The sequence below is a fragment of the Streptomyces sp. NPDC059895 genome (genome assembly GCF_042731035.1).
Classification (GTDB): Bacteria; Actinomycetota; Actinomycetes; order Streptomycetales; family Streptomycetaceae; genus Streptomyces.
The window spans coordinates 242,802-254,715 of the sequence record NZ_JBHWKO010000009.1 but is presented as its reverse complement, the minus strand read 5'-3'; the positions used below and the strand labels follow the sequence as shown (position 1 = coordinate 254,715).

The window sequence follows — 11,914 nt, the reverse complement described above, 5'->3', positions numbered from 1 at the left end:
AGGACCCACGGACAGGTAGTGGACCCGCCTTCCTGGGACTCCCGGTACCAGGCACGTCGTGCGGCCGGTACGCCACACTGTCCGGCATGGAGAGGACGGAACTCGGTGCGGCCCTGCGGCGCTGGCGCGACCAGGTCTCGCCGGATGCGTCGGGCCTGCCCTCCGGCGGCCACCGACGCGCCCCGGGACTGCGGCGGGAAGAGCTGGCCCACCTCGCGGGGATCTCCGTCGACTACATCACCCGCCTCGAACAGGGACGGGCCACCCACCCCTCCGCGCAGGTCGTCGAAGCCCTCGCCCGGGCCCTGCGGCTGCCCAAGGACGGACGCGCCCACCTCTTCCAGCTCGCCGGACTCGTTCCCCCCGGCCCGCACACGGTCCCGGCGTACATCACGCCCAGCGTCCGGCGGATGATGGACCGGCTCACCGGCACCCCCGTCGCGGTCTTCGACGCCGCGTGGACCCAGCTCCTCGCCAACCCGCTGTACACGGCGCTGATGGGGGAATGGCGAGGCAGCGACGTCAACGCCGTGTGGCGCACCTTCCTCGGCTCCGGCACCCGCGTGCGCCACACTCCCGAGTCCCTGGGCGCACTCCGTGCCGCGCAGGTCGCCGACCTGCGCGGAACCGCGGGCCGCTACCCGAACGATCGGCGCCTGCACCACCTCGTCCGCGAACTGCGCGTCAGGAGCGTCGAGTTCGAGCGACTGTGGCGATCCGGTGCCGTCGGCCGGCACCGGTCCGCCCGCAAGACCGTCGACCATCCCCACGTCGGCGCCCTCACCCTGGACTGCGACGTCCTCGTCTTCGTCGACAGCGACCTGCGCATCATGGTCTACACAGCCGAACCCGACACCCCGGACGCCGAACGCCTCGCGCTCCTCGCCGTCACGGGGACACAGGCACTCACCGGGTAGCCCGGCCCCTGTCACCTGCCGCGGACCGCTCTCCGTCCCGCCGCGCAGGACACCGGCCGCCTGGCAGGCGGGCCGCGTCGGCGTGCAGCGCCTGACGGCGGGCCGGTCCGAGGTCGGCGAGTACGCCCCGCAGCAGCACCCCGGCGGGAAAGCGGTGGCCGCCGCCCATCTCGTGCGGAGGCGGTTCCTCGCTCCACACCGAGCCCGCGGCACGCGGGGTCAGCCGGTCTGGCCGGCGAACGCCGCGTACGCCCGCTCGTCGAAGAGGACGAACCTGACCTCCTCGACCGCCGTCTCCGTCTCGCGCACGGTGGTGACCGCGATGCGGGCGGCGTCCTCCATCGGCCAGCCGTAGACGCCGGTGGAGATGGCCGGGAAGGCGACCGTCCGCGCGCCCAGCTCGTCCGCCACCCGGAGCGACTCGCGGTGGCAGGAGGCGAGCAGCGAGGGATCGGCGCCGATGGTCGCGTACACCGGGCCGACGGTGTGGATGACCCAGCGCGCGGCCAGCGCGCCGGCGGTGGTGGCGACCGCCTGGCCGGTGGGCAGGCCCTTGCCGTGGGAGGAGGCGCGGAGTCTGCGGCACTCCTCGAGGATCGCGGGGCCGCCGCGCCGGTGGATGGCGCCGTCGACCCCGCTGCCGCCGAGCAGCGAGGAGTTGGCGGCGTTGACGATGGCGTCCACGGACTGGTCGGTGATGTCACCCTGGACGAGCGTGATCGTGGTCATGCGGGGCTGCCTCTCTGTCGGTGCGCGGCACCGCGGGACCGGACGCTACGCCTGTCGGCGCAGCCGCCGCCAGACGGCCTTCGCCGCGTTGTGGCCGGACATGCCGTGGACGCCCGGGCCGGGCGGGGTGGCCGAGGAGCAGAGGAACACGGCCGGGTGGGGCGTGGAGTAGGGGAACAGGGACAGCCGGGGGCGCAGCAGGAGCTGGAGGCCCGAGGCGGCGCCGGAGCCGATGTCTCCGCCGACGTAGTTGGCGTTGCGGGCGGCGAGTTCGGCGGGGCCGGCGACCGCGCGGGCGAGGACGAGGTCGCGGAAGCCCGGGGCGAACCGCTCCAGTTGGCGTTCCATGACGTCGGTGAGGTCGCCGGTCCAGCCGTTGGGGACGTGGGCGTAGGCCCAGAAGACGTGCTTGCCGGCCGGGGCGCGGGTGGGGTCGACGACCCCGGGCTGCACCGTGATCATGAAGGGGCGCTCCGGTGCGCGTCCCTCCCTGGAGGCGGCGCGCAGGGCGGCGCCGATCTCCGCGCTGTCCGCGCCGATCTGCACGGTGGTGGCGGTACGTGCCTGGCGCGCGGTCCAGGGGACGGGTCCGTCGAGCGCGTAGTCGATCTTGAACACGCCGGGGCCGTACCGGTACCCCTCGTAGAAGCGGCCGAGGCCGGCGATGCGGGCGAGGGCGGTGGGCGAGGTGTCGAAGACGTAGGCGCGGGCCGGGGGGAGGTCGTCGAGTCGCTTGACCTCGTAGTCGGTGTGCAGGGCGCCGCCGAGGTCCTTCAGGTGGCCGGCCAGGGCGTCGGAGATGGCCTGGGAGCCGCCTCGGGCCACCGGCCAGCCGCGGGCGTGCGCGGCCAGGGCGAAGACCAGGCCGACGGCGCCGGTGGCGAAGCCGCCCAGGGGGGCCATGATGTGGGCGACGAGACCGGCGAAGAGCGCCTTGGCGGGTTCGTCGCGGAAGCGGCGGGTCAGCCAGGTGGACGGGGGCAGGCCGGCGAGGCCGAAGCGGGCCAGCGTCACCGGGTCGCGGGGCAGCGCGGTCAGGGGCAGGGACATGAAGTCCCGGGCCAGGGTGTCCCACTTCGCCAGGAACGGCTCGACGAGCCTGCGGTAGGCGCCCGCGTCGCGCGGTCCGAAGGAGGCCGCCGTCTCGGAGACCGAGCGGGACAGCACGGCGGCGGTGCCGTCGGGGAAGGGGTGCGCCATCGCCAGGTCGGAGTGGAGCCACTCCAGGCCGTAGCGCTCCAGGGGCAGGGCACGGAAGGCGGGCGAGTTGACGGCGAGGGGGTGCGCGGCGGAACACGGGTCGTGGCGGAACCCGGGGAGGGTGAGCTCCTCGGTGCGGGCTCCCCCGCCGACGGTGTCGCGGGCCTCGAAGAGGGCGACGGAGAATCCTCGCCGGGCCAGCTCCACGGCGGCGGTCAGGCCGTTCGGCCCCGCCCCCACCACTGCCACGTCAAGCATCGGCACTTCGGACCCCTTCGTCAGCCGGTGGCCTCCGGGATCAGGATATGCCGGGGGCCCGACAGCGCCCGCGGCGCCGGGGGGTTCAGGCCACAGCGCCCGCGGCGCCGGGGGGTTCAGGCCACCGGGGGCTCGTCCGGGCGCCGCCCTGCGGGCGGGCCCGGAAGCCCGGAACCGTCAGGGCCGCGTGCCCGCCGCCAGCAGGGCCGTCACCCGCCGTGCCGTCGCCGCGTCCCGGGCCGCCGTGAACGGCAGGCTGTTGCCGCCGGTGATCCGGAACGGTTCGCCGGTGAGGGTGAGGTGGGCGCCGCCCGCCTCCTCGACCAGGAGCAGGCCGGCCGCGTGGTCCCAGGCCGCTTCCCAGGAGAACGCCGTGGCGTCCACCTCGCCGCGGGCGACGGCCAGGTACTCGAGGCCCGCCGATCCGCAGGGGCGGGGCGCGACGCCGGCCGTCCGCAGGCCGAGCAGGGCCTGCTTCTGCTCGTCGGTGGTGAAGTCGGGGTGGGAGGTGGCGACCGTCAGGTCGCGTCCGGGCGCCGGGGGCCCGGCGAACAGCCGCTCGCCGTCCAGGAAGGCGCCCGCGCCGCGCACGGCCGTGGCGAGCTGGTCGCGGGCCGCGGCGTACGTCCACGAGGCGTGCACGACGCCGTGCCGGGCGAGCGCGACCAGCGTGCAGAAGCCGTCGTCGCCGTGCACGAACTGCCGGGTGCCGTCGACCGGGTCGACGATCCAGACCGGGGCGTCGCCCTGGAGCGCCTCGTACGTCACGGGGTTGGCGTGCACCGCCTCCTCGCCGACGACGGCCGAGCCGGGCAGCAGGGCGGCGAGCACCTCGGTGAGGTACCGCTCGGCGTTGCGGTCGGCGTCCGTGACCAGGTCGTGGGGGCCGCTCTTCTCGTCGACCTCGTGCGTGGCGAGCTGCCGGAAGCGGGGGAGGATCTCGGTCGCGGCGGCCTTGCGGACCGCCTCCTCCACGTCGGCGGAGTGGCGGGCGAGAAACTCGTCGATGGTTTCCTTGTCGTCGATCATGTCTCCATGAGAGCACGCCGCCCTGACATTGCCCGCCCCGGCCGTGCACGGCGGGTGGAACGGGGATGAACAGCGGGGGCGTCCGGTGACGGCCGCCTCCGCGCGTTCGGGCGCTCACCGCCCCACCGCGTACCCCTGCATCCCCCGCGGGTTGGCCGCCGCCGACAGGATCCCGGTGGCCGGGTCGCGGGCGACGGCGCACAGCCGTCCCTCGGACCAGGGGTCGCCGACGGTCACGTCGTGGCCGCGCCGCCGCAGCTCCTCGACGACGCCGCCCGGCACCCGCGACTCGACGGTCACGCTGCCCGGCCGCATGCCGCGCGGGTAGAAGGAGCCGGGGAAGGCGTCGGTGTGCCAGTTCGGGGCGTCGACGGCGCCCTGGAGGTCGAGTCCGCCGCGCACGGGCGCGCGGAGGGCGACGGCCAGGAAGAAGTGCAGCTGCCACTGGTCCTGCTGATCGCCGCCGGGCGTGCCGAAGGCGAGTACCGGGACGCCGTCGCGCAGCGCGATCGACGGGGTGAGGGTGGTGCGGGGCCGGCGGCCGGGGGTGAGCGAGTTCGGCAGGCCCTCCTCCAGCCAGGTCATCTGCAGCCGGGTGCCGAGCGGGAAGCCGAGTTCGGGCACGACCGGGTTGGACTGCAGCCAGCCGCCGCTGGGGGTGGCCGCGACCATGTTGCCCCAGCGGTCGACGACGTCCAGGTGGCAGGTGTCGCCGCGGGTGGCCCCCGCGGCGCTCACGTCGGGCTCGCCCGGCACCGGCGAGGTCGGCGCCTTCGCGACCGTCGGCTCGCCGGCGCCCATCGGGCTGAAGCCGGGCTCGTCGGTGACCACCACGTGCGCGTGCGCGCTCAGCCGGGGGACGCGCCCGCCGGGGCTGCCCGGCCGCAGCTCGTAGGACGCCCCGTCCCCGATCAGCCGGCGCCGGCCGGTGTTGTAGCGCGCCGACAGCAGTTCCTCCAGCGGCGTCTCGGCCGCGTCCCCGTACCAGGCCTCCCGGTCGGCCATGGCGAGCTTGCAGCCCTCGACGAGCAGGTGGACGTAGTCGGCGGAGCCGTACGCGGGCAGGTCGGGCGGGAGCAGGGCGAGCTGCTGGAGGAGGGCCGGGCCCTGGCTCCAGGGGCCGGCCTTGCACAGGGTCCAGCCGTTCCAGTCGTACGTGGCGGGCCTCTCGTACGTGGCGGACCAGCCGGCGAGGTCGGCCGCCGTGAGGGTGCCAGTGTGGTGCGCGCCGCTGGTGTCCAGGGTGGGGCGGGCCGCCTGGCGGACCAGCGCCTCGGCGATGAACCCGGTCCGCCAGACCTCCCGCGCGGCCTCGATCCGTGCCTCCCGGTCCCCCGCGCCGGCGGTCTCGGCGAGCAGCCGCTTCCAGGTGGCGGCGAGGGCGGCGTTGCGCAGCAGCCGGCCGGGGCGGGGCGGGGCGCCGTCCGGGAGGTACACCCGCGCCGACGAGGTCCACTCCGTCTCGAACAGCTCCCGTACGGTCTCGACCGTCGCGCCCACGTTCTCCACGGGCGGGTGCCCGTGCTCGGCGTACCCGACGGCGTACTTCAGGACGTCGGGGAGGGGCTTGGTGCCGTGGTCGCGCAGCAGGAGCATCCAGGCGTCGAACGCGCCGGGGACGGCGGCCGCGAGCGGCCCGGTGCCGGGCACGAGGTCCAGGCCGAGTCCGCGGTAGTGGGCGACGGTCGCCCCGGCCGGGGCGACCCCCTGTCCGCACAGCACGCGCACCTCACCGCCGGCCGGGGCCAGCAGGATCGGGACCTCGCCGGCCGGCCCGTTGAGGTGCGGCTCGACGACGTGCAGCACGAACGCCCCGGCGACGGCGGCGTCGTAGGCGTTCCCGCCGTCCTCCAGGACGGCCATCGCCGCCTGGGAGGCCAGCCAGTGGGTGGAGGACACCATGCCGAAGGTGCCCTGGAGCGTGGGTCGGGTGGTGAACATACGGCCTCTCACCTCGCTGTTGCGCGCGTCGTCCAGGCGGGTCGGCGCTCAGGACACGTCCTGGGGACAATCCGGGGAGTCCGGACCGGAGCCGTCCTCCGTCCCTCCCCCCAGGCTATCGATCACCGTCCCTCGCGGTCGGACACGCACACAACTCGTCCCGGAATCCCGACGTTTCGGGAAGGCTTCCCTCACAACGTGTTCGGGCGGCAGACTCACCTCTGCGGCTGGGGTCGAAGAACAAGCTCAGTGCGTGTTGATGAGGTCCAGAGTCGATGATCGAAGTACGCCGTCCCGGCTGATCAGAAAGAGCCGCCATGCACAGAAGCCGCTTGTACGCCGTTCTGATCGACACACCCGAAGCTGAGGCCGCCAAGGCAGCGGACTTCTGGTCGGCGGTTCTCGGTGCCACCGCCCGGCCGTTTCCGCCGGCTCCGGAGTTCACCACACTCCATCAAGCCCTGCCGGGGCTGGTCATGGCGGTCCAGGCGGTCGACGACGCACCTCGTATCCACCTGGACATCGAGACCGACGACATCGAGGCGGAAACCGCGCGCTTGATCGCTCTCGGTGCTGAGCAGGTCTCGCAGTGGCAGGAGTGCCGCGTGCTGCGAGCGCCTGGCGGTCATTTGGTGTGCGTCCTTCCCGTGGAGAGCGACCCGGACGCTTTCCGGACGCAGGCCAACGTCTGGCCCTGACGATGCGCGAGGTACGCCCCGGCGGTCCTCCTCCGTGCCCGCGCGGCCGCCCGCCCTGCCCGGACGGGCACCCCGTCACCCGTGCCCGGACGGCCGTCCCGTCACCGCCTCAGCACGGAGCGAGTTCACCCTTCCGCCCCACAGGGAGTCGTGTGACACTGGCGTCCCTGTCCGCATCGCGGACTCCGTCCGCACCCTCCCCCACGAAAGTGCGCCGTGCGCTCTCTCCCCCTGCCGCTCGCCCTCACCGCGCGCCTGACCCCGGTGGCCGTGCTCGCCTGCGCGGGCTGGGCGCTGTCGTCCGGACCGCTCACCTCGTCACAGGACGAAGCGGCGGCCGCGGACACACCGACGAGCCGGTCCGAGTCGTCGTCCGCGCCCTCCACCACCGCCGTGGCCAAGACGTTCACCACCGCCCCCGCCCCCTGCGCGAGCGTGGCCACGAAGACGGTGTCGTCCCTGGTGCCGGGCGCCAAGACGGCGGGCAAGGAGATTCCCTCGACGGACTCCGACGCGCGCCGCACCTGCTCCTGGAACGCGCTCAAGGGCTACGACTACCGCTGGCTGGACGTCTCCTTCGAGCTGATGGACTCGGACGACGCGGCCGGGACGTCGTACAAGGAGCGGATCGCGGAGAAGAGCGGCGGCGGGGCGGTGCCGGGGCTCGGGGAGGAGGGCTACTCGGTGGTCAACCTCACCACCGAGGACAAGCAGCAGACCCGTGAGGGCGTGGTGATCGCCCGGGTCTCCAACGCGCTGGTGATCGTCACCTTCAACGGCAGCGACTTCGAGACGAAGAAGGCGCCGAGCACGGACGAGATCAACGAGGGTGCGATCAAGGCGGCGAAGGAAGCGGTCGCCTCGTTGCAGGCCTCGGCGAACTGAGCGCGGCCCGGCGGGGGTTCGCCCCCTCTCCGGGCCGCGCTGCGCCGGCGGGCCGAGGGTCCGCGCGGCGGGCGGGCGGCGGCCGGCGGGCGGTCACACGGGGCGCCTCCCGCGCCCCGCGAGGAGCATCAGCGCCAGGTACAGCGCCATCGAGGTGCCCAGCCCCACCGCCCAGCCGTAGTCGGCCAGCGGCTCCAGGGCCGGGACGGGCCGGCCGTCGATCAGCGGCTCGAAGCCGGCCCCGCCGACGGCGAGGACACCGCCGGCCAGGAAGGCGACGACGGCCCGCCAGTTCCAGCCGCCCGTGTACCAGTAGCGGCCGCCGGCGCGGTACAGGTCGGTCAGGTCGAGCTCGGCGCGGCGCAGGATCCAGTAGTCGGCGATGAGGATGCCGGCGACCGTGCCGAGCAGACCGCCGACCAGGCCGAGCCAGGTGAAGATGTAGCCCTGCGGGTCGGAGTACAGCTTCCACGGGAAGATGAGCACACCGAGGACGCAGGTGGCGAGCGCGCCGGTCCGGAAACCGATCCTGCGGGGCGCGATGTTGGAGAAGTCGAAGGCCGGGGAGACCAGGTTGGCCGCGATGTTCACCGACAGGGTCGCCACCAGGACCGTCACCAGCGCGAACAGCAGACCCACCACGTTGTCCGTGCGGGCGGCGAGCTGGACCGGGTCCCAGATCGTCTCGCCGTAGACGGCCTGGCTCCCGGAGGTGACCAGCACGGACAGCAGCGCGAACAACGTCATCGTCGTGGGGAGGCCGAGGGCCTGGCCCCATGTCTGCGCCTTCTGGCTGCGGCCGTAGCGGGTGAAGTCGGGGATGTTCAGCGACAGGGTGGACCAGAAACCGATCATGCCCATCAGGGAGGGCCAGAACAGTTTCCAGAAGTCGCCGCCCCAGCCGAGCCGGGAGGGCTGGTCGAGCAGCGGGCCGAAGCCGCCCGCCTTGTCGCTCATCCAGACCAGCATCACCAACGCGCCGACGAGCACGAAGGGCGCGGCCCAGTTCTCGAAGCGGCGGATCGTCTCCATGCCCCGGTGGATGATCGCGACCTGGATCGCCCAGAAGACCGCGAACGACAGCCACATGGTCCAGGGGTGGCCGCCGATCGTCCCGGCGTCGCTCCAGCCGTTGCCGATCAGCTTCCCGGCGAGGAAGTAGATCGCCTCGCCGCCGATCCAGGTCTGGATGCCGAACCAGCCGCACGCCACCAACGCCCTCACGACGGCGGGCAGGTTGGCGCCGCGGATGCCGAAGGAGGCGCGGGCGAAGACCGGGAAGGGGATGCCGTACTTCGGTCCCGCGTGCCCGGTGAGCAGCATCGGGACCAGCACGATCACATTGGCCAGCGCGATGGTGAGCACGGCCTGCTTCCAGTCCATGCCGACGGCGATCAGACCGGAGGCCAGCGTCCAGGAGGCCGTGTTGTGGGCCATGCCGACCCAGAGCGCGGAGAAGTTGTACGTGGTCCAGGTGCGCTGGTCGACGGGGACCGGCAGCAGGTCCTCGTTGGCGTAGGGGCCGCTGGGCGGCGGCGAACCAGGGGCGATCTCCACCCGGCCGTCGGCGCGGGTGGCGTGCGAGGTCGGCGGTATGTCCGCGGGAGCGGTGTCGGTCATGGGCAGGCCAATCAAGCGAGGGACGGGTCCGGAAAGGCCGTGCGGGTCTCCGGTCCCCTCCCCCGGGACGGCGGAGGAGGGGGGAACAGGAGTGGGGGGAGGGGGCGCGTGGTGGCGGGTCAGCCGTTGACGGCCGGGATCACCTGGGCGCCGTACGCGTCGATGACCTTCTCCTGCGCGTCGTGCATGTCGTAGACGGCGAACTGGTCGACGCCGAGCTCGCGCAGCGCGTTCAGCTTCTCGATGTGCTTCTCGACCGGCCCGACGAGGCAGAACCGGTCGACGATCTCGTCGGGCACGAACCGGGTGTCGGGGTTGCCGCTGCGCCCGTGGTGGGAGTAGTCGTAGCCCTCGCGCGCCTTGATGTAGTCGGTGAGTTCGTCGGGGACGGCGGCGGAGTGCTCGCCGTACTTGGAGACCAGGTCGGCGACGTGGTTGCCGACCATCCCGCCGAACCAGCGGCACTGCTCGCGCGCGTGGGCGAGCGCCTCGGGCGAGTCGTCGTCGGTGACGTACGCGGGGGCGGCGACGCAGATCGTCACCTCGGCGGGGTCCCGGCCGGCGGCGGCCGCCGCGTCCTTGACCGCCTTCACCATGTACTCGGTGAGGTACAGGTCGGCGAGCTGGAGGATGAACCCGTCGGCCTCCTCACCGGTCATCTTCAGCGCCTTCGGGCCGTACGCCGCCATCCAGACGGGCAGTTCGGCGCCCGCCCCGATCCACGGGAACCGGACGACCGTGCCGCCGAGGTCGGCCTCCTCGCCCCGGCCGAGGGCCCGGATGACCTTCATGGCCTCGCTGATGCGGGCCAGGGTGTTGGGCTTGCGGCCCGCGACGCGCATCGCGGAGTCGCCGCGGCCGATGCCGCACACCGTGCGGTTGCCGAACATGTCGTTGAGGGTGGCGAAGGTGGAGGCGGTGACCTCCCAGGTGCGGGTGCCCGGGTTCGTCACCATCGGGCCGACCTTCAGTTTCGTCGTGTTCGACAGGATCTGGCTGTAGATCACGAAGGGCTCCTGCCAGAGCACCGCGGAGTCGAAGGTCCAGCCGTGCGTGAAGCCGTTGCGCTCGGCGCGCTGCATCAGGCTGACGACCTTCGAGGCCGGCGGGTCGGTCTGCAGGACGAGTCCGAAGTCCATGGCGCCACTCCCTAGGTGAGGTACTGACAGGTGGAGCGCGGGAGGTAGACGCCGTGACCGGCGCGACCGGTGTACTCCCGCTCGGTGATGACGGGTTCGCCCCGCGACAGGACCGTCTCGACGCGGCCGGTGATCCGCCGGCCCTCGTACGCCGAGTAGTCGACGTTCATGTGGTGCGTCGCGGCGGAGAGCGTCTGCTCGGCGTGCGGGTCGTAGACGACGACGTCCGCGTCGGCGCCCGGGGCGATGGTGCCCTTCTTCGGGTACAGGCCGAACATGCGGGCCGGGGTGGCGCAGGCGATCTCGATCCAGCGGCGGCGCGAGATGTGCCCGTCGACGACGGCCTGGTGGAGCAGGTCCATGCGGTTCTCCACGCCGGGCAGCCCGTTGGGGATCTTCGAGAAGTCGCCCCGGCCGAGCTCCTTCTGGCCCGTGAAGCAGAACGGGCAGTGGTCCGTGGACACCACCTGGAGGTCGTTCGTCCGCAGCCCCTGCCAGAGCCTGGCCTGGTGCTCCTTGGGCCGCAGCGGTGTGCTGCACACGTACTTGGCGCCCTCGAAGCCGGGCTCGGCGAGGTTGTCGGTGGACAGGAACAGGTACTGCGGGCAGGTCTCGCCGAAGACGTTCAGCCCCGCGTCGCGGGCCCTGGCCAGTTCGGCGACCGCCTCCGTCGCGGAGACGTGCACGACGTACAGCGGGGCGCCCGCGACCTGGGCGAGCCGGATGGCGCGATGGGTGGCCTCGGCCTCCAGGAGGGCCTTGCGCACCTCGCCGTGGTAGCGCGGGTCGGTCTCGCCGCGCGCCAGCGCCTGCTCGACGAGCACGTCGATGGCGATGCCGTTCTCGGCGTGCATCATGATCAGGCCGCCGTTCTCGGCGGAGCGCTGCATGGCGCGCAGGATCTGGCCGTCGTCGCTGTAGAAGACCCCGGGGTAGGCCATGAACTGCTTGAAGGAGGTCACGCCCTCCTCCACGAGCAGGTCCATCTCCTTGAGCGTCTCCTGGTTCACATCGGAGACGATCATGTGGAAGCCGTAGTCGACGGCGCAGTTGCCCTCGGCCTTGGCGTGCCAGGTGTCCAGCCCCTGCCGGAGGGTGTGGCCGACGCTCTGCACGGCGAAGTCGATGATCGTGGTCGTGCCGCCCCAGGCGGCGGCCCGGGTGCCGGTCTCGAAGGTGTCGGAGGCGAAGGTGCCGCCGAACGGCAGCTCCATGTGGGTGTGGGCGTCGACGCCGCCCGGGATCACGTACTTCCCGGTCGCGTCGATGGTCCGCTCGGCCGTCCAGGCCTCGGCGGCCGTGGTGCCGGAGGCGGCGAGGGCGGCGATGCGGCCGTCCTCGATCAGGACGTCGGCGTGGATCTCGTCGGACGCGGTGACGACGAGGCCGCCCCGGACGACGGTACGGATGCTCATGCGTGGACGCTCCGCTGGGTCGTGGTCGGACAGTGCGGGTCGTGCGTGGCCGGTCGCGCCCCCGCGGCGCGGCCGCGGGACGG

Annotated in this window: 10 protein-coding genes; 3 read left to right on the top strand and 7 right to left on the bottom strand. The window is 73.1% G+C overall.

Features of this window, described 5'->3' with window-relative positions; all coding sequences use genetic code 11:
- Nucleotides 1-86: 86 nt before the first annotated feature.
- Nucleotides 87-917: a helix-turn-helix transcriptional regulator gene (locus ACFV9M_RS14185; protein ID WP_385066134.1), complete on the top strand. Its 831-nt coding sequence runs from the start codon at nt 87-89 to the stop codon at nt 915-917.
- Nucleotides 918-1,136: 219 nt separating this feature from the next.
- On the opposite strand, the gene ACFV9M_RS14180 is transcribed toward ACFV9M_RS14185, so the two are convergent.
- The 4 genes from ACFV9M_RS14180 to ACFV9M_RS14165 all read right to left on the bottom strand — a co-directional run bounded on the left by ACFV9M_RS14180 (nt 1,137) and on the right by ACFV9M_RS14165 (nt 6,074).
- Nucleotides 1,137-1,646, bottom strand: coding sequence for an O-acetyl-ADP-ribose deacetylase (locus ACFV9M_RS14180; RefSeq protein WP_385066135.1), 510 nt, complete (start codon nt 1,644-1,646; stop codon nt 1,137-1,139).
- Nucleotides 1,647-1,691: 45 nt separating this feature from the next.
- On the bottom strand, nt 1,692-3,104 hold the full coding sequence (locus ACFV9M_RS14175) for a phytoene desaturase family protein (RefSeq protein WP_385066138.1): 1,413 nt from the start codon (nt 3,102-3,104) through the stop codon (nt 1,692-1,694).
- Between the two features lie 177 nt (nt 3,105-3,281).
- Nucleotides 3,282-4,133 (bottom strand): inositol monophosphatase family protein, encoded by an 852-nt coding sequence (locus ACFV9M_RS14170; RefSeq protein ID WP_385066141.1) that lies wholly within the window; start codon nt 4,131-4,133, stop codon nt 3,282-3,284.
- A gap of 114 nt (nt 4,134-4,247) precedes the next feature.
- Complete coding sequence (locus ACFV9M_RS14165) at nt 4,248-6,074, bottom strand: gamma-glutamyltransferase family protein (RefSeq protein WP_385066143.1); 1,827 nt, start codon at nt 6,072-6,074, stop codon at nt 4,248-4,250.
- Nucleotides 6,075-6,406: 332 nt separating this feature from the next.
- Here ACFV9M_RS14165 and ACFV9M_RS14160 point away from each other — a divergent pair, with 332 nt between their 5' ends.
- Complete coding sequence (locus ACFV9M_RS14160; RefSeq protein WP_385066146.1) at nt 6,407-6,772, top strand: VOC family protein; 366 nt, start codon at nt 6,407-6,409, stop codon at nt 6,770-6,772.
- Between the two features lie 216 nt (nt 6,773-6,988).
- Nucleotides 6,989-7,657, top strand: a complete 669-nt coding sequence (locus tag ACFV9M_RS14155) for a hypothetical protein (protein ID WP_385066148.1) — start codon at nt 6,989-6,991, stop codon at nt 7,655-7,657.
- A 93-nt stretch (nt 7,658-7,750) separates the two neighbouring features.
- Here the strand turns inward: ACFV9M_RS14155 and ACFV9M_RS14150 are convergent, their stop codons facing one another.
- From ACFV9M_RS14150 to hydA, 3 genes are all read right to left on the bottom strand, one after another.
- On the bottom strand, nt 7,751-9,277 hold the full coding sequence (locus ACFV9M_RS14150) for an NCS1 family nucleobase:cation symporter-1 (protein WP_385066150.1): 1,527 nt from the start codon (nt 9,275-9,277) through the stop codon (nt 7,751-7,753).
- 119 nt (nt 9,278-9,396) lie between these two features.
- Nucleotides 9,397-10,416 carry a TIGR03842 family LLM class F420-dependent oxidoreductase gene (locus ACFV9M_RS14145; RefSeq protein ID WP_385066153.1) on the bottom strand — a complete coding sequence of 340 codons (1,020 nt, stop codon included), beginning with the start codon at nt 10,414-10,416 and terminating at the stop codon, nt 9,397-9,399.
- Between the two features lie 11 nt (nt 10,417-10,427).
- Nucleotides 10,428-11,831: a dihydropyrimidinase gene (gene hydA, locus ACFV9M_RS14140; protein WP_385066156.1), complete on the bottom strand. Its 1,404-nt coding sequence runs from the start codon at nt 11,829-11,831 to the stop codon at nt 10,428-10,430.
- Nucleotides 11,832-11,914 lie beyond the last annotated feature (83 nt).